Here is a 17,146-nt window from a genome sequence, read left to right as displayed (position 1 = left end):
ATTCTCCTTTTCAGATTGCCTCAACGACCTCGGAAAGCTGGTCCCGGACCTTTCCCGCGATCTGGCTGAGTTCGTCGTTTTCAACAGCGCTCATGGACGCCACGGGGTCGACTGCACTGACCTCGATTCCCTCCGGCACCTCCCGAAGGATGACGTTGCAGGGAAGCATCGCGCCCACCCGGGGCTCCGCCCCGATGGCTTCCCAGGCCATGGCAGGATTACAGGCACCGAGAATCCGGTACCCGGACATGTCTTTGTCCAGTTTCTTTTTCATCGTGGCCTTGACGTCGATTTCCGTCAGCACCCCGAAACCGCGGTCCGCGAGTGCCTGACGGGCTCTTTTATCCACTTCCTCGAAATCCGCATTGCTGATGACTCGATTGATTGTATAAGCCATGGGAACCTCCCTTCTGGTTTATGAAACCTGTCCACCTTCTCCAGTGTAATCCCCTTCAAAGGGGATGCACGTGATGAATTGTTCACCACCTTCGGGTCTTTTTGAGCTGCATCAATTCGTTGCACGAATCTTTGGGGACGGCTGTTTATATTCCCTTCCGACTTCAGACACCGCCGGTCATAGCAAAGGCAATGATCCCCAGAATCAGGCCTACGATGAAGACAAGCACCACCCAGTCCTGGAAGGAGAACCCCCCGCTCCCGTGATCATGATCGTGGTGATGGCCATGCCCTCCCCCGGCCTTGTGGCGACGATGCAGGAAAATCATTAACCCGGCCAGGGCCACAAAGGCGATGTTCAGGAAGAAGGTGTAGTCCAGAGCAAATTGCTGGTGCATTACCGTGCTTTCCACAGTATCCGGTGTGAGGCCCAACGCCGCGAAGCCGAAATGCAGGATAAGCGCAGTTGCCACAATGGAAGCAAACATGATCGCCGCGATGTACAGCGCTACCCGCCAGCCATAGTATTTTGCATTGACGCGCACCAGCGGTGGCACCATCAGGTCCGAATAGATGAAGGCCATTACGCCGGCGAAGGTTACCCCCGATCCAGCGAGCACGGTTGCCAGGGGAATATTGCCCATTGAGCCGATAAAGGTCAGCGCCGCCACAAAGGGCCCGACGATGGCGTTTTCAAGAACGATCACTAGCTCGGGCAGCGTGTCCTGATAACCATGAAGAAAAAGCGCTTTCCAGAACGCGTCCGGTACAAAGACCTTCATGAAGCCAGCTACTGTGAAGCCAATGAGGATCTCCTTCCAGACCATCTGCCACTCCATGACAAACTGGTGGCCCACCATCTGCCAGCCCTTGACACTGCGCATGCGTTCGAGCGGCGAAAAGTCCTCCTCCTCGGGAACATCACCTTCTGCCCGATCACGGGCCTCCTTGATCCAGCGCTGCGGATAGGTGGCTCGAATGATGATGGAGCTGATCAGGATAAGCACCAGACCGCCGATGATTTCAGCCACCAGGAACTGCCAGCCCAGGAAGATGAGAATAAGGATGCCCAGCTCGATCACGAGGTTGGTTGAGGCAAACATGAAGGCCACGGCGAGAATAAAGTGAGCGCCCTTGGCAAAGAGGGCCCGCGCTGCCGCCAGTGCGGCAAAGGAGCAGCTCGACGAAATGGTGCCGAATGCGGTTGCCAGACCGGTACTGCGAAGAGAAAGGTCTCCCATGTGTCGGACTAGCCGATGCTTGGGCACGAACACCTGGATCATCGAAGAAATCGCGTAACCCATGACGAAAGCCCAGCCGGCTTTCCAGAAGAAACCCAAAGCCGTCTTGGCGGCCTCACCGTAGAGTTGCCAAAAGGTCGGATCGACGGACTCCATACTCGCTCCTTTTGTTTATTAGGCCTAACCTATGGTTTAGTGGTGGCCGGTACCGGATTTCTCAACCCCTAACTTTTCGTCTACTAATGAAGTTGCCAGGAGAAACCGGTGGGAAATGGCTCATGGGTGCGAACAGAACCAGAGGACAGATCTTGCAACCAACCAGTGACTTCCCGAAAAAGACAGCAGCAGAAAGACTGAACGAGCAGTGCACCTGCATCACGCTCGACCGACAGTCGGTAAGCCGTGCCCTCGCCCGCCGGTTGGGCGATAACGCCGACGAGATCCTGTCCAGTGCGGTGTGGCATCAGCTGTTCTCAAATGTCGCCGTATTCGTTCCTCCCGAGGATTTGGAGCGGATGAAAGCCACCGTCCGCGCCCTGGAAGCCGCGGCCTCGCTTCCCGGCTATCAGAGCCAGGTGCTGTCACGGGCCCCCCATAGTGCACAATTCAACCCTGGCCCGGTGGGCGCCTTTATGGGCTACGACTTTCATCTCGGCGAGGACGGACCCCGCCTGATCGAAATCAATACCAACGCCGGGGGCGCGTTTCTCAATGCCACGCTGGCACGTGCCCAGGTTCAGTGCTGCGGTGGCGCCCCCCATCCGGCTTCAGCTGAAAACTTCGATGAAGCGGTAGCCGCGCAGTTCGAAAGTGAGTGGCGGGCCCAGCGAGGCAGTGGGCGCCCGAAAACAATAGCCATCGTGGATGACCGGCCCACCGAGCAATATCTTTACGCTGAATTCAGACTGGCTCGTCAGTCATTGCAGAGTCAGGGTATCGAGACGCTTATACTCTCACCGTCAGACCTACGGTATGAGTCAGGCGGGTTGTATGCCGGCGACAGGCAGATCGACCTGGTATACAACCGCCTTGTGGACTTCGGGCTCGAAGAACCCGGTCACGCCGCCCTGCGCTCTGCCTGGCTGGACGGCGGCGCGGTCATCACCCCCAACCCTCGTAACCACGCGCTGCTCGCCGATAAACGAAACCTGGCGCTGTTATCGGACCCTCAGACCCTTATGAGCTGGGGCCTGAGCAGCGAAAACGCCGAATTGCTCCGGTCTGGTGTTCCCGCCACGGTCCAGGTCAGTGCTGAAAATGCCGATGCTCTCTGGCAAGAGCGGCGGCAGTGGTTTTTCAAACCCGTCGCAGGTCATGGCAGCAAGGGCGTCTATCGGGGCAGCAAACTCACCAAAAAAACCTTCACCGAAATTGTGGCAGGCGACTACATCGCCCAGGCGCTTGTGCCGCCCTCCGAGCGCACCGTCATGGTCGATGGTCAGCGGGAAATGCTCAAGGTCGACGTGCGCCTGTATACCTACCGCGGCGCCCTGCTCCTGGCCGCGGCAAGGCTCTATCGAGGCCAGACAACCAATTTCCGGACCCCAGGGGGCGGATTTGCGCCGATACTTCTCAAGCCCAGCCGGTCATGAATCGGGCTCACCCCTCTTTTCTCTCTGTTCTCTCTTTTCCCCCGTCTCCTGCCCGGACTTTTCAAGGGATGGCAGCACAAGCACCGGACAGGGGGCGCTCACCGCAACATACTCGACGGTGGCCCGGCGCAAACGCCAGCGATCACTGCTACCTCGAGATACCAGTAACATAAGGTCAGCACAAAGCTGGCCCGCCAGATCCACCAGTTTTTTGCCAGCGCTTCCCGCTACCACGTGCTGACAGACGTCCCAGCCAGGCGGGAGATACTTTTCCACCAGACCATCCAGCAGCTCCTTCACCTCGGTCTCCTTCTCCTCCGGAGCCTCTCCCGAGACGTGTGGGAAGAAACCTCCCCCGTCCGGATTGTAAACACTGGCAAGATGCATCTCCCCCTTCTCGTCCAGCAGATCCATGGCGACTTTCAGCGCACGCTCGCCTTCTCCATCGTCTTCCGGATCAATGGCGATCAGCAGTTTCCGGTACATCGTCGTTCTCCTGTTCCGTTTCGCGATTGGCTTCCACTTCCGGGAAAGCCCTTCCCTGGACCAGTTCATCCACGTTGTAGCCCCGATAATCCGCACGGAGCGCCCTGAATAGCGCAACTGCCATGAAAACCAGCAAAATGCTGAATGGCAGGCCCAGGGAGGTAATGACATTCTGCAGGGCTTCGAGGCCACCGGCCAGCAACAGAGTAGCAGCTATAACCCCCTGGGCAGCAGCCCAGAAAAGGCGCTGACGCACGAGGGACGGCTGATCGGCCCGCCGGGTCAGCATATCAATCACAAGGGAGGCCGAGTCAGATGAAGTGGTAAAGAAGATGACGATGATGATTACGCTCAGGGCCGATGCCACATTGGCAAGCGGAAAGGCATCCAGGAAAGCAAAAATGGCTACCGAGGGGTCCTGGCGTACCTGCTCTGCCAGAGCGATCTGACCACCCATTTCCACCTGAATGGCGGATAACCCGAAAATTCCGAACCACACCAGAGTGAAAACGGTGGGGGCAAACAGAACCCCGGCTACAAACTCCCGGATAGTCCGCCCCCGCGAAATCCGGGCGATGAAGATGCCCACATAGGGAGCCCAGGATATGGTCCAGGCCCAGTAGAAGAGGGTCCACTGCCGCTGCCAGTCAGTTTCTTTGAAGGTTTGCGTCCAGAAAGCCAGCCACGGCAAGGCATCCAGGTAATTCCCCACACTCTGGATTATTCCCTCGGCAATGAATACGGTTGGCCCGACAATGAGCACGAATGCGAGTAGTACCATAGCCAGCACAATGTTGAGCTGTGACAGGCGGCGAACGCCCTTGTCCAGCCCGAGAGCGACCGAAGTAGCGGCAATGCTGGTGATAACCACAATCAGAAGAACCTGAACCAGGCCGGTGGAGGGCACGTCGAACAGATAGTCCAGACCACTGTTCAGCTGCAGGGCTCCCAGGCCCAGGGAGGTCGCCACGCCAAACAGGGTGCCGAGCACGGCAATTACATCCACCGTCCAGCCCCAAGGCCCGAAAATCCGCTCGCCAAGAATAGGATAGAGCAGGCTGCTGATACGCATGGGCAGGTTATGCCGGTAAGCGAAATAACCGATTGCCAGCCCGGCCATGGCAAAGATCGTCCAGATATGCAGGCCAAAGTGGTACAGGGCTACCGTCATGGCATCGCCGGCCGCCTTCGTTGAGCCTGGTTGTGTATCCTCAAAGGGTGGATCGGCAAAATGGGAAACCGGCTCCGCCACGCCCCAGAACATCAGTATCGTCCCGATGCCCGCAGCGAACAGCATGATGAACCAGGTCAGGTTGGAATAATCGGGCCGGCTGTCGTCGGCCCCCAGACGGATGTTTCCGTAGCGGCTGACCGCAAGGCCAAGAAGAAAAATCAGCAGGGAGGTAACGGACATTATATAGAACCAGCCCAGGTTGCGAGCTACCCAACCCGTCAGTAGTCCGAAATATTCGGCAACCTCCTGGTCAAAAGGAACCGCCAGGGCGACAAACAACGTCGCTACCCCGGCCGAGACAAAAAACACCCCGGGTATGGTCTGTAGTCCCAATCGGCGTTGCAGCCGCTCCAGCACTGAATCCTCCCTATTTATTCAAAATCACGAAAAGCCCAACGCTAACATGCTTGTCAACGGGCTGACTTCGGTTCGGCTGGTGGATAGGATCAACCCGCACCACCAGGATCTGGACACCGGCACACTGATAACGAGGCGATTGACGGCGAGTGTCGTTACAGCATCGGAGTCATAAGGAAGAACTGGGCTGCCAGGCCGATGATGAATGTGGCTGCAAATGCCGTTAACACCACCACACCAGGCCATTTGCCCACAGCGACGGAGGCCGCCTCCCCTCCCCTGTACATCGGGACGATGATGCGCAGATAAACCCCCAGCGAGAGCACGCTGTTGATGATCGCCACCACTGCCAGCCAGGTAAGCTGGACATCAATGGCGGCAGCGAACAGAAGGAACTTGCCAACGAAGCCGGCCAGTGGCGGAATGCCCACCAGCGATAACAGGAAAATCACCATTGCGATTCCCAACATGGGCCGGGCCCGCCCAAGCCCGGTGAAATCGTTGAGAGTCCTTCCCGTCACAGCCGTAACGGCGAAGGCACCGAGGTTCATGGCGGCGTAGGCACCAGCGAACAGGATGATCGAGGGCAACGCAAGCTCACTGGAGCCCACCGCCACAATACCAAGAAGAAAATAGCCGGACTGGGCGATCGATGAATAGGCCAGTAGCCGGATAACATTATCCTGTACCAGCGCTGCCAGATAGCCGTAGGTCATGCTCAGCACGGCCAGACCCGCGATGACGGCGGGCCATCCGCTGTCCACCGGCAGGTCGCGAACCACCTGCGTGAGCGCGAACAGGGCTCCCACCTTGGGTACAACGGACAGGTAGGCCGCAACAGACAGCGGCGCACCCTCGTAGGCGTCGGGTGCCCAGAAATGAAACGGGACCAGTGAGGCCTTGTATCCGAGGCCGACGAGCACGGCCACCAGCCCGAGGACGCCGGCGAGAGGCATTGCTTCAACGCGGGCCAGATCGGAGAGCAACGTGGAGCCGGTGGCACCGAACCAGTAGCTGAGCCCGAAGATCATGACCGCGCCGGCAACCGATGCGAACACGAAAAATTTCATGGCCGCTTCCGTGGCGGGATCCGTGGCCCGATACGCCACCAGGGCGAAGGTGGCCAGGCTGGCCAGGAGCGTGCCCAGCACCAGGAACATGGTATCGCCCGCCGCGGCCAGCACCAGTGCACCAAAGGTCGCCAGGCACATCAGGCTGTAGACCGTGCCCTCCCTTACGGTGCCTCCAATGTCGTTTCGTGCCAGCAACAGGGACAGTACGGTAGCGGGCAGCAGAATAAGCTTGGCCCAGATGCTCAGCGAATCGATCCGGACGGTGCCACCGAATACGGTCGTGTCCGTGCCGATCATGGGAATGGTCAGACCCGTGGCGATAAGCAGGCCCAGGGTGGCGACGCCGAGCGCCACCCTGGGCCTGCGCAGCATCTCGGCGATCAGCGCTCCGACCGCCGTCAAGAGCACGGCGATTTCGGGAATCAGCAGTGTGAGTTCACGAGCCATCATAGCGCCAGAGCCACCGTGGTGCGGTGAATGACGTCGAGCACCCAGGCTGGCGCGACGCCGGTAGCCACGGTGAGCACCAGAAGCGGCACCACCGCCAGCAGTTCCCGCCCACTCAGGTCCGGCATCCCATGCCACTGTTGTTTTGTCTCGCCAAGGAAGGTTTCGCGGATCGCCTTGAGGAAGGTGCCGGCGATAATCGCAATACCCAGTACCACCACAACCGCCGCCGGGACAGTCCTCAGGGTGGCGAGGAATATCTGGAACTCGGCCGGAAAGTGAGCAAGCGCCGGCAGGCCCAGGGAGGCGAAGGCCGCCAGCATGAACAACCAGCCAAGCACCGGGACGGTTTTCAGGAGGCCGCCAAGTTCGCCCATTTCCCGGCTATGGGCCCGCTCCTGGATCATGCCCACCAGCAGGAACAGAGCGCCAGTGACCAGACCGTGACTGAACATCTGCAGCACGGCGCCGTCCAGGGCGATAGCCCGCACCGAGGGGTCCAGGGTCAACGCCGCTACCGCGACACCAACGATCACATAGCCCATGTGGTTGATCGAGGTATAGGCCACCAGTCGCTTGAGATCGCTCTGGGCCAGAGCGGCGAAGGCGCCGTAGATCGCGCTCACGACGCCAAAGACCAGGACAACCGTTCCCGCCTCTCGGAAGGCGTCAGGAGTCATTTGCAGAGCGAAGCGAACGAGGCCATAAGTGCCAAACTTCAGCATGATGGCAGCCAGGATGACACTGCCCACGGTTGGAGCCTGAACGTGCGCCGCCGGCAACCAGGTATGCAGCGGAACAGCGGGAATCTTGACCGCGAAGGTAATCAGCATGGCAATCAGTGCCCACATGGCCGCCGCCCCGGCCAATGGCGGATCGGCGATCCAGGCCCGCATATCGAAGCTGGGCTCCGGGCTTCCGAGATAAAGCCCAAGGATGGCGAGTAACAACGGCAGGCTGCCCAGAAGCGTGTACAGGAAGAACATCAGCGCTGCGCGCTGCCGGTCCTCATGTCCCCAGCCGGCGATCATGAAATACATCGATACCAGGGAGACCTCGAAGAAGACATAGAACAGAATTCCGTCCAGGGCGGTGAAGGTTCCGATTGCCGTGGTCTCAAGCAGAAGTACCAGGGCGACGTAAGCCCGTGGCCGTTCGCGAAGCGAGGAAGCGTAGATGAGAGCAACCAGGAACATTACTGCGCTCAGAAGCACCAGCGGCAGGCTGATACCGTCGACTCCGACCCGGTAGGCGGCGCCTATGGCGGGCATCCACTCCAGCTCTTCGACCTGGGAAAAGCCGGCACCGTTCAACCCCTCCAGCCACATCGTCAGCGCACCGACCAGGGTCAGGGCTGCAGTGCCAATGCCGATGCCATGTACCGTCCGCGCCGTCGGCTGTGGCAGGCACACAATCAGGAGGGCACCGGCGAGTGGCAGGAACAGGGTAAGCGATACGAGTGGTAGCATGGGTCCGGGTTCCTCTAGGAACTCAATGAAACTGAAAACAGGATGAACAGTGCCACTGCGGTGACGATGGCGCTGATGGCCAGGCTGTGGTGGATCAGGCCGCTTTGCAGGGTTCGGGCTCGCGCCCCCAGGGTTCGCACTCCGGCCACGAGGGCGAAGATCAGGCCGTCGATACGGCGTTCATCGCCGACCCGCACCAGGTCCGCCACCGCCATGCTGGCACGGCCGGCACCAAGTACCACTGAATACAGACGCTGTTCCAGGCGCTCGCCCCCCCGGGCAATCGTGAGGCCTCCGCGGCCAACACGAAGCACGGCCATGTACAGGCCATGCTCCAGGCGGTCACACCCCCGGGCAACGGCCATTGCGGGCTTACCCATATAGCCTGTAAGCCCTGCTCCGACGGTCAATCCTGATTCCGCCCATTGGTGGACAGGACCAAGCAGCCGGTGGGCCGGCACCAGCCAGCCCAACGTCAGGCCACCTACTGCGGCCAGGAGTCCCAGCAGCACCGCCCCGGTTCCCTCGGCTTCATGGCCAGCGAGGTCGAGAATTGCCTCAACGGGGCCGAAGGCCAGTCCCAGGGCAGCAGAAGGGACCACCAGACCCCAGATGCCCACGCCCATCCAGGCACTACCGGCGACCGGCCGGGATTCGCCGGAACCCTGCCACAAGAGACGCAACGCCCGGGCCATGTAGCCGCCGGTGAGCAGAGTGCCCGCCAGCGCGAGAGGGGCAAGCCAGAACGCCCCGGGCGCAGACAGGACGGCTGCGATCACCGCGTCCTTGGAGAAGAACCCGCTCAGCGGAGGGATGCCAGCCAACGCCATTGATGCCAGGGCAAAGCCGGCAAAGGCCCAGGGCCTCGCGCGGCCAACTCCCTCCAGCTGATCGAAACCAGTACCACCCCGAGCATGCTGAAAATCGCCGGCGGCGAGAAAGAGTGTGCTTTTGATGGCGGCGTGGGCAATGAGATGCAACAGCGCGGCCAGGGGTACTCCCGCGCCTACCGCAATCAACATCAGGCCGTATTGACTGGCCGTTGAAGCCGCGAGCAGACGTTTGAGATCACGCTCGGCGAGCGCGATAATCCCGGTTGCCACGGTGGTGACACCCCCGACAAGTCCGACCGCGACCAGCACCTCGGGTGTCAGCAACGGGGCCGACCGTATCAGCAGGATGGCACCGGCCGCGACCAACGTCGCCGAGTGCAGCAGCGCAGAAACCGGAGTGGGGCCCGCCATGGCACCCATGAGCCAGTCCTGCAGGGGAACCTGGGCAGATTTGCCCATGGCCGCGAGTAGCAGCAAAAGCCCGGCAATGGTGGACGTACTGCCGCCCGCCTCCAGGGAAACGGCAATCTCACTGGTACCTGCCGACCCGATGAGAATGAATACGGCAACGTATAGCCCCAGGTCGGCGCTACGGGTATAGAGGAAGGCCCGGCCGGCAGCGTTTGCGGCGTCGGGCCGCTGAAACCAGAAGCCGATCAGCAGATAGCTGCACAGGCCGATCAGCTCCCAGGCCGCCAACAGCAGAATCCAGTCGCCGGCCAGCACCAGTGCCTGCATGGTCCCCAGAAACAGGGACATCACGGCGAAAAAACGCGACAGGCCGGACTCTCGCTTCATATATCCGACCGCGTAAATCAGGACGAACGTGCCCACCGTGGCCACGGCAACGGATAGCAGCGCGTCCATTGGCGCGGCAACCAGGCGCAGTGGCATGTCCGGCAGACCGTGCAGAAGCAGTGTTTCGGGCTGGCCCCCGGCAACCCTGGCCAGGAGCGAGAGGCTCCCCGCCAGGCTGAGCGTCGCACCCGTCAGGGCCAGCACAGGTCCGCCCCGGCGCAGCAACAGCACAGCGAGAGCGGCGAGCAGCGGTGGCAGTACCGGCAGCAGGACGGGGTTCATCCTTTCAGGTCCTCCGCTTCTTCCATCTCTACCGAGCCCTTGGCCCGGAAGCGCGCCGTCGCGACCCCGAAACCGACCGCCATCTCTACCGCCATGACCGTCATCACCACCAGAACGAACATCTGTCCGGAGTAGACCTCAGGATGCAGAAATCGCCAGAAGGCAACCAGGTTCACCAATGCGCCCGCCAGAATCAGTTCCACGCCCATCATGATCATGACCAGATTGGTCTGGGACAACGCGCCGTAGACGCCAACACCAAACAGAACGGCGCCTGTCAGAAGCGCCAGGATCAGGACCGGCGTCATCTTGAGGTCTCCTTGTGATCGTGATTGGCGGGCTCCCGCGCCGGTATTGCGGTGGCCGTGGCGGCAATCATCGCGGTCAGGATAGTGACAGCGGCGGTCTCGAAAATCAGCATCGAGCGCCCCAGCATTTCGAAGCCCAGTTCCCGTGTCTGCATTGCGGCATCCGGCGCCTCGGCAGTCACCGGGCCCCAGTCAGACAGAAGCGCCACGGCAATGGCGGTGGCGGCGGCAATCCCACCTGCGCCGAGGGAGAATCGTTTCTGGTGGCTCATATCCATACCGCCAAGGCCGCCGGGGTCCATCATGAACATCACCATGAAAATGGCCATGATGCTCATCTCGGTAGCCATCATCATGATCTGCAGCACCCCCAGAAATTCGGACTGCATGGCCAGGAACATACAGCCGACAGCAGTTTGCGAAAACAACAGGGCCAGCGCAGAACGCACCATGGAAGATGTGCGGAACACCACCACACCGAAACCGATTGCGGCGAGGCCGAAAACAGCGACGAAAAAAGCCTGGATATACATTTACGGCACCACCAGAATAAGCAATCCGACAATGAAGATATTGAGCAGCGCCAGGGGAATCCCCAGCTTCCAGCACCACCCCAACAGATCCGCCTCGCGAATGCGTGGCAGGTAGTGACCGACCAACAGCATCGAAACGGCCACTGCCAGGGTCTTGATCAGGCTCCAGGCCCAGGGCGGCAGCAGCGGCCCGTGCCAGCCGCCGAGGTAGAATACCGTCGTTGCGGAAGCCAGCGTGACCACGAGCAACAGGCGCGCCAGTCGCAGCACGGCCAGGCGCACGCCGGTATATTCGGCATCAACACCGCCGGCCAGTTCCCCCTCTGCGGTAGGCAGATCAAACGGTGGGCGGAACGCCAGCGCCATAGCGGCAATGTAAAACAGCACAAAACCGAGCGGTTGGTAAACGATGTTCCACAGGCTCTCCTGAGAGCCAACGATCGCGGTGTTTACCAGAGATTCGGCGCGCATGGCCACCGCGGTGATCGGCATAACGATGAGCATGGCATAAGCGATAAGCTGGCCGAGAAAACGCCAGCCGCCGACCATGGCATAAGCACCATTCGGGCCCCAGCCGCCCATGATCAGCGCCACCAGCACATAGGCCAGCGCCGCGTTGAAAAACAGGGCACCGGTGGCAAGATCGGCGATGATCAGGTTCGGCGCCAGTGGCAGCACCGCCGCACCGAGCATCGCCGCAACCAGCAGCAGCACCGGCGCCGTCTCGAAGAAGACCCGGTCGGGCGTGCGAGGCACAACAGACTCACGACCGAGGTGAGCCAGGCCGCTGAGCAGGGGTGCGGCTGGATGCAGTCGTCCGGTTGCCGTCCAGCTCTCGATCATGGCGAGAAACCAGGCAGTGACAAGCAGCGCGAACAAAACGATGGCAATGCTCAAGAGATTACCTCCCAGGGCGAAAGGTCTATTGATCCGACCGCCACCAGTGCATCGCCCAGTTCCCTGCCCTTTACGAGCTCCGCAACCAGGTCGATATGGTGACTACAGGCGGTATCCAGTTCGTAGGACGTCACCTGGCCATGCTCCAGGCTCACCTTCAACCGAGACTCGCCACGGGGAGTTTCCACGGTTGTCTCACCTGTTCCGGAGACATCGCTGCCAATGTTCCGCAGGACCGGCAGCTCCGGTTCCACTGCTGCTTTAATGAGATCGAGACTGGCCGGGATCTCGTCCAGCCGTTGCCACAGGCGCGCCCAGGCATCTCCGCCCTTGCCGGAAGCACGCCCTACAGGGCCGCGCAGATCAGAAGAGCCTGTTGGCAGCACGCCAATTCCCCTCAGCCGCGCTTTGAGTAGCGGCGTCCGCCCGACTCGGGTAGCCAGTGCCTGAAGCGACGGCTCCAGCTCAATAAGCCCCTCCTTGCTGGCAGCCTGAACGTTCAGCTGCAGGGTTGAAGCACGATTCGCCAGCCAGGCGAAGCCCATTTGATGTCCAAACCGGGCCAGCCAACCCAGATGACTGGCGATGCGCTCGCGTTCAAGCGCGCCGGTCCGGCCGCCTGCGTTCGCCGAATCATCCTCCAGCCCCGCCGCCCGCTCAATTGCCAGACAGGCCAACAGACGGTAACTCACCGGTGCCAGTGGCATTGCACTCGACAGATGCTCGATGAAGGTATTGGCATCCATCTCTCCATCTTCTTCACCTTCGGAGGTTATGCCCACCACTGATGCGGCCTGCCCCTCTGTCACACCGTCACCATCAAGCGTCAGCGTCAACTTCAAACCACCTGGCAGACCAGGGAACACCGGCCCGAATGGCACCTCAAGCCAGTCCATCTGCAGGCCGTCAGCGCTGCGCGGCAGGTCTTTGGTCACTTCGATCATGGACATGAATCCCGAGGCGCCATGATCATGTCCGCCGTGCTCGTGTCCACTGTGCCCGTGACCGTGTTCGTGCCCATCGTCCTGATGGTGTTCGTGATCATGCTCATCGTAATCCGAGTGATCATGATGGTGCTGGTGCTCGTGGTCATTGCCATGCCCGGGAGCTTCCTCTCCCCCGCCGTCATCTTCCATGTCCTCTCGGGCTACCAGATCCATGCCGCATTTTGGACAGCTGCCCGGCTCGTCCCGGACAATTTCCGGGTGCATGGGGCAGGTATATTCGGTCTCGGCCTTTTCCTGTTTATGGCCCTCCCCTTCGCTATGATCGTGATTATGGTCAGGATGATGTTCCGGCTCATGGTCCTGTCGATGGTCATGATGATTCTGGTGTTCTCGATCCTCGTGACCATGGCATTGTTCGTGCTCGTCTTCGTGCTCGCCGTGATCATGGCCGTGGTGATGGTGTTCGTGTTCATGATCGTGGTGGTGCTCAGGGGTCGACTCCCCGGTTTCGCGGGCCACGAGATCCATGCCGCACTTGGGGCAACTGCCCGGCTCGTCTTCGACAACTTCCGGATGCATGGGGCAAACATACTCAGTCCTGGCGTGCAGGACAGATGAGTCAAAATCCTCGGGAGAGGACGCAAAGGCGCCCTTGGCCATCACCTGCTTCAGCCTGGCGACCGCCTCAATCAGCGCGGCTTGCGAAAGGTCCCCGGACACATCGGTGCCAGGTAGGGATGACGGGGGCCGGGCGCCCAGTACGAGGATAGCGCGCAGTCGGGGCATCTGCGCAAAGAGCACCGCCACAGCCTCGCTCATTTTCTCTGGCAGCTTTCCGACAATCAGGAGAACGCTCGCATCGCGAGGGGTGCCGGCAATGCGCATGCCTACAGCCTTCACATCCAGCCCATGAGCCAGGGCTATCTCCGGCCCCGGCACAACCAGGCAGCTCAGGTTGCTCGCCAGGGCTCGGGAGAAAAGCTTCTGTAACACTGAGGGCCGCTTCTGGCGAACGCCTGTCGCGGTCAATATCGGATCAGGAGTCATTGCCGCCGGAGAGCCCCCTGGCTCCATCCGTAGAGCAGACCGAGAAAAAGAATTGCAAGAAATACACCCATATCAACCAGCGCAACCAGCCCCTCTTCTTTGTAAACCACAGCCCAGGGATACATGTAGGCCATTTCCATGTCGAAGGCCAGAAACAATAGGGCGTAACCGTAGTAACGCACATGGTAGCGCCCCCATACCGGGTCACGGGACATCGTTCCCGCGCTCGCGGGCACATCCTTACCCGGCTCACCGCGCGTTGGACCCATGGCTCGGGCGAGGCCGTAAAGGCTCAGAACCACACCAAGGGTACCGATCGCCATTCCCAGCAATAGAAGGTATTGTTGTGTAGCGCTCATCGATTTCCCCTAGCTTACGATTTATGCGTTCGCGAGACTTTTATCCAGTAGTGTAGTCGCTAGGAAACCGGACGCCCGAATGCACGGTGAAGATCAGTAATAGTGACCAGCTGTAGATATGGCTGAAAGCGCAGTACAAGGGCTCCTCACGGGTGCGGTGTGTTGAAATCGGGTTACGTTTCACATTGTCTGATCAAAGCGTACAGACGAAGTTAATCATGACTTCCTGAAATCAGACTGAATGGCTGAGGCGGATCAGGGATGAAACTGACTTGAATCAAGAGAGCGGGCCCGGCAAAGGCGGGTCCGTCTTTCATGCTGAAAGGCTATCGATGTTCCTTCTGGTAGCGCCGCCGCAACAACATGGAATTACCGATGACCGAGAGCGAGCTGGCCGTCATGGCCACTACACCGATCATGGGGTGCAACAGGCCGGCAGCGGCGATGGGAATGGCCGCAGCGTTGTATCCACTTGCCCAGACCAGGTTCTCAACGATTTTCCTGAAGGTGGCACGGGACAACACCATGGCATCAACAACACCGGATAATTCGCCTCGCACCAGGGTAACGTCCGCGGCCTCTATTGCCACATCCGCGCCGGCGCCGATGGCAATACCGACGTTCGCCTGTTTCAGAGCCGGGGCGTCGTTTATGCCGTCACCCACCATGGCGACATGATTGCCGTATTTCTTCTGTAACTCACGAATGGCGTCCACCTTGCCCTCTGGCAGCACCCCAGCGCGAACTTCGTCGATGCCCACTTCACGGGCAACGGCTTGTGCAGCGCGTTCGTTGTCGCCGGTAATCATTACCACGTGGAGTCCATGCTCATGCATGGCTTTGATCGCATCAACGGACTCGTCCTTGAGCGTATCGGCAACCGCCACGATGCCATATGCCTGGCTATCCCGGGCGACGATTACTGCGGTTCGGCCTTGGCTCTCAAGATCGTGGAGACGCTCACTCAGTGCATCCAGGCCGGTGACGCCCTCTTCTTCAAGCAGGCGGCGGTTACCTATCAGCACGGTCCTGTCGCCTACCCTGCCCGACACACCCCTGGCGCCGGTGGAGCGGAAGTCAAGAACATCTCCGGGCCTGATTCCCCGCTCCCTGGCCCCCTCCACGATGGCCCGGGCGATGGGGTGCTCGGAAGCATTCTCCACTGTGGCGGCAAGCTCCAGCAGCTCCGTTTCCGAAACGCCTTCGGCTGCCACCACGTCGGTCAGTTTCGGCTCGCCTCTGGTAATGGTGCCTGTTTTATCCAGAACCATGACCTTGATGTCCTTGAAGGTCTGGATGGCCTCACCGGAGCGGATCAGGATGCCCCGCTCGGCACCCACTCCGGAGCCCACCATCAACGCCGTAGGTGTCGCCAGACCCAACGCACACGGGCAGGCAATTACCAGCACTGCTATAGCCGCCAGAATTGCCAACACAGGTGTAGGGGCCGCAGGATCCACCCACGGCAGGAAGGCTCCGCCCCATTCGAGTATCGGGCGGAGCGCGTCCGCAGCAAACAGCCAGACCAGAAGGCTGCCCAGGGCGATGACAAGAACCAGAGGCACGAAGCGACCGGTCATACGGTCAGCGAATTCCTGGATTGGCACCCGGGAGCCCTGTGCCTCGTCAATCAGCTTCACCACCTGTGCAAGAAAGGTATCGCCGCCAACCCGGGTTGCTTTTACGCGTAGGCGCCCTTCCTTATTGATCGTGGCTCCGATCACGGTGTCACCGGTACTTTTATAGACGGGCACCGACTCGCCGGTGGCAATGGATTCGTCCAGGTGACTCTCACCATCCACCACCTCACCGTCAGTGGGCACCTTGTCACCCGGACGCACAATCATGATGTCGCCGGGGGCCAGTTCCCTGACCGGGATCTCCACTTCTTCGCCATTCCGCTCCACACGGGCGGTCTTGGCCCCCATGGTCAGCAGCCGCCGAATTGCCTCGGAAGCCTTGCCCTTGGCTTTCGTTTCCAGATAACGGCCAACCAGGTGAAAGGTCATGATGGTGGCGGCCATTTCGATGAACGACGTCATCGGGTAGACGAAGCCTACCAGACCGATGATGTAGGGAGGCAGGCTGCCCATGGAAATGAGCACATCCATGTTGAAGGTGCCGTTTTTCAATGAGCGCCAGGAAGCCTTGTGTGTCGCAGCGCCTCCGAAAAGAAACACCACCGGAAAGGCCAGCAGGGCAATGATCGCCAGATAACCCGGTACCGGTTGCCAGAACATGTGCGGAATCATCAGCAACATGATCAGCGTGGTGGGTATTGCCGCAATCCAGAGCCTGCGCCTGGCCTGCTGGAGATACGCTTCCTCAATCGCGGTTTCACTTTCCTGGTCGGCATCATCGTCACGGCTGATCGCGGCGACATCATAGCCTGCGCCTTCGACCGCCTTGCGCAGGTTTTCGGCATCAGGTCCGTCATACCGGGCAGTAACCTTGACCCGATGAGCGGCCAGATTGGTGGATACGTCATCGATTCCTTCAAGACGTCGAATCGTTTTGGAGACGATACCGGCGCAATGGTCCGAGCCCATTCCCGGAACGATCAGTTCGAAGGTCTTCGTTGCGCTCGAATCCGAACTGGCCCTGGCTACCATTTATGCTTTCCCCTCGACGTTACGATTGCTCGGCCAGTCCGCAAAGGCGATGAAGTAGAGCAGCACCATGTTGACCATGGGAATGAGTATCAGGATAGCCATCCAGCCCGGGTAACCAATGCGCTGGCAGATGCGCCAGACCGGCACCACCACCAACACGGCCATGACCAGCATCCACAGCCAATGGCCTGCCCACATGGTGTTACTGAACATACTGTTGTGCATCATGGTGTAA

15 protein-coding genes are annotated in these 17,146 nt (G+C 60.2%); 1 reads left to right on the top strand and 14 read right to left on the bottom strand.

Features of this window, described 5'->3' with window-relative positions; all coding sequences use genetic code 11:
- Window positions 1–10 precede the first annotated feature (10 nt).
- The gene (locus BM346_RS01925) at window positions 11–397 is read right to left on the bottom strand and encodes a DUF302 domain-containing protein (RefSeq protein ID WP_092008612.1); all 387 of its coding nucleotides are present in this window, start codon (window positions 395–397) and stop codon (window positions 11–13) included.
- A 163-nt stretch (window positions 398–560) separates the two neighbouring features.
- Complete coding sequence (locus BM346_RS01920) at window positions 561–1,793, bottom strand: permease (protein WP_092008611.1); 1,233 nt, start codon at window positions 1,791–1,793, stop codon at window positions 561–563.
- A 152-nt stretch (window positions 1,794–1,945) separates the two neighbouring features.
- On the opposite strand from BM346_RS01920, the gene BM346_RS01915 reads away from it, so the two are divergent.
- Window positions 1,946–3,229 (top strand): ATP-grasp domain-containing protein, encoded by a 1,284-nt coding sequence (locus tag BM346_RS01915; protein ID WP_227662952.1) that lies wholly within the window; start codon window positions 1,946–1,948, stop codon window positions 3,227–3,229.
- Here BM346_RS01915 and BM346_RS01910 read toward each other — a convergent pair.
- The 12 genes from BM346_RS01910 to BM346_RS01850 all read right to left on the bottom strand — a co-directional run bounded on the left by BM346_RS01910 (window position 3,224) and on the right by BM346_RS01850 (window position 17,139).
- Entirely contained in the window at window positions 3,224–3,715 is a 492-nt protein-coding gene (locus tag BM346_RS01910; protein ID WP_092008609.1) for a universal stress protein, read from the bottom strand. The two genes, BM346_RS01915 and BM346_RS01910, sit on opposite strands and share 6 nt — an antisense overlap.
- Entirely contained in the window at window positions 3,687–5,306 is a 1,620-nt protein-coding gene (locus tag BM346_RS01905; protein ID WP_092008608.1) for a BCCT family transporter, read from the bottom strand. The genes BM346_RS01910 and BM346_RS01905 overlap by 29 nt, the downstream gene beginning before the upstream one ends.
- Window positions 5,307–5,461: 155 nt before the next feature.
- A complete protein-coding gene (locus BM346_RS01900; protein ID WP_227662953.1) occupies window positions 5,462–6,829 on the bottom strand; it encodes an NADH-quinone oxidoreductase subunit N in 1,368 nt (455 codons plus the stop codon).
- A complete protein-coding gene (locus BM346_RS01895; RefSeq protein WP_092008607.1) occupies window positions 6,826–8,295 on the bottom strand; it encodes a complex I subunit 4 family protein in 1,470 nt (489 codons plus the stop codon). Before BM346_RS01895 ends, BM346_RS01900 begins: the two co-directional genes overlap by 4 nt.
- Window positions 8,296–8,309: 14 nt before the next feature.
- Window positions 8,310–10,208 carry an NADH-quinone oxidoreductase subunit 5 family protein gene (locus BM346_RS01890; RefSeq protein ID WP_092008606.1) on the bottom strand — a complete coding sequence of 633 codons (1,899 nt, stop codon included), beginning with the start codon at window positions 10,206–10,208 and terminating at the stop codon, window positions 8,310–8,312.
- Window positions 10,205–10,516 (bottom strand): NADH-quinone oxidoreductase subunit NuoK, encoded by a 312-nt coding sequence (nuoK, locus tag BM346_RS01885; RefSeq protein WP_092008605.1) that lies wholly within the window; start codon window positions 10,514–10,516, stop codon window positions 10,205–10,207. The genes BM346_RS01890 and nuoK overlap by 4 nt, the downstream gene beginning before the upstream one ends.
- Window positions 10,513–11,049, bottom strand: coding sequence for an NADH-quinone oxidoreductase subunit J family protein (locus BM346_RS01880; RefSeq protein ID WP_092008604.1), 537 nt, complete (start codon window positions 11,047–11,049; stop codon window positions 10,513–10,515). Before BM346_RS01880 ends, nuoK begins: the two co-directional genes overlap by 4 nt.
- Window positions 11,050–11,946, bottom strand: coding sequence for a complex I subunit 1/NuoH family protein (locus tag BM346_RS01875; RefSeq protein ID WP_092008603.1), 897 nt, complete (start codon window positions 11,944–11,946; stop codon window positions 11,050–11,052). It abuts the gene before it with no gap.
- The gene (locus tag BM346_RS18405; protein WP_227662954.1) at window positions 11,943–13,886 is read right to left on the bottom strand and encodes a heavy metal-binding domain-containing protein; all 1,944 of its coding nucleotides are present in this window, start codon (window positions 13,884–13,886) and stop codon (window positions 11,943–11,945) included. Before BM346_RS18405 ends, BM346_RS01875 begins: the two co-directional genes overlap by 4 nt.
- A 50-nt stretch (window positions 13,887–13,936) precedes the next feature.
- On the bottom strand, window positions 13,937–14,299 hold the full coding sequence (locus BM346_RS01860) for an NADH-quinone oxidoreductase subunit A (RefSeq protein WP_092008600.1): 363 nt from the start codon (window positions 14,297–14,299) through the stop codon (window positions 13,937–13,939).
- Between the two features lie 326 nt (window positions 14,300–14,625).
- Window positions 14,626–16,911 carry a heavy metal translocating P-type ATPase gene (locus tag BM346_RS01855; protein WP_092008599.1) on the bottom strand — a complete coding sequence of 762 codons (2,286 nt, stop codon included), beginning with the start codon at window positions 16,909–16,911 and terminating at the stop codon, window positions 14,626–14,628.
- Window positions 16,912–17,139 carry a hypothetical protein gene (locus tag BM346_RS01850; RefSeq protein WP_092013192.1) on the bottom strand — a complete coding sequence of 76 codons (228 nt, stop codon included), beginning with the start codon at window positions 17,137–17,139 and terminating at the stop codon, window positions 16,912–16,914. It abuts the gene before it with no gap.
- Window positions 17,140–17,146 lie beyond the last annotated feature (7 nt).

The sequence above is a fragment of the Marinobacter daqiaonensis genome, assembly GCF_900115285.1.
Lineage (GTDB): Bacteria > Pseudomonadota > Gammaproteobacteria > Pseudomonadales > Oleiphilaceae > Marinobacter > Marinobacter daqiaonensis.
Note: the sequence above shows the minus strand (reverse complement) of the source record. Positions and strands in the feature narration are given on the sequence as shown.

Bases quoted from the DNA above. Each gene is read 5' to 3' on its own strand.
- BM346_RS01855 (WP_092008599.1), bottom strand. From the start codon at position 16,911: ATGGTAGCCAGGGCCAGTTCGGATTCGAGCGCAACGAAGACCTTCGAA.
- BM346_RS01900 (WP_227662953.1), bottom strand. From the start codon at position 6,829: ATGATGGCTCGTGAACTCACACTGCTGATTCCCGAAATCGCCGTGCTC.
- nuoK (WP_092008605.1), bottom strand. From the start codon at position 10,516: ATGACGCCGGTCCTGATCCTGGCGCTTCTGACAGGCGCCGTTCTGTTT.
- BM346_RS01925 (WP_092008612.1), bottom strand. From the start codon at position 397: ATGGCTTATACAATCAATCGAGTCATCAGCAATGCGGATTTCGAGGAA.
- BM346_RS01910 (WP_092008609.1), bottom strand. From the start codon at position 3,715: ATGTACCGGAAACTGCTGATCGCCATTGATCCGGAAGACGATGGAGAA.
- BM346_RS01890 (WP_092008606.1), bottom strand. From the start codon at position 10,208: ATGAACCCCGTCCTGCTGCCGGTACTGCCACCGCTGCTCGCCGCTCTC.
- BM346_RS01880 (WP_092008604.1), bottom strand. From the start codon at position 11,049: ATGTATATCCAGGCTTTTTTCGTCGCTGTTTTCGGCCTCGCCGCAATC.
- BM346_RS01920 (WP_092008611.1), bottom strand. From the start codon at position 1,793: ATGGAGTCCGTCGATCCGACCTTTTGGCAACTCTACGGTGAGGCCGCC.
- BM346_RS01850 (WP_092013192.1), bottom strand. From the start codon at position 17,139: ATGATGCACAACAGTATGTTCAGTAACACCATGTGGGCAGGCCATTGG.
- BM346_RS01860 (WP_092008600.1), bottom strand. From the start codon at position 14,299: ATGAGCGCTACACAACAATACCTTCTATTGCTGGGAATGGCGATCGGT.
- BM346_RS01895 (WP_092008607.1), bottom strand. From the start codon at position 8,295: ATGCTACCACTCGTATCGCTTACCCTGTTCCTGCCACTCGCCGGTGCC.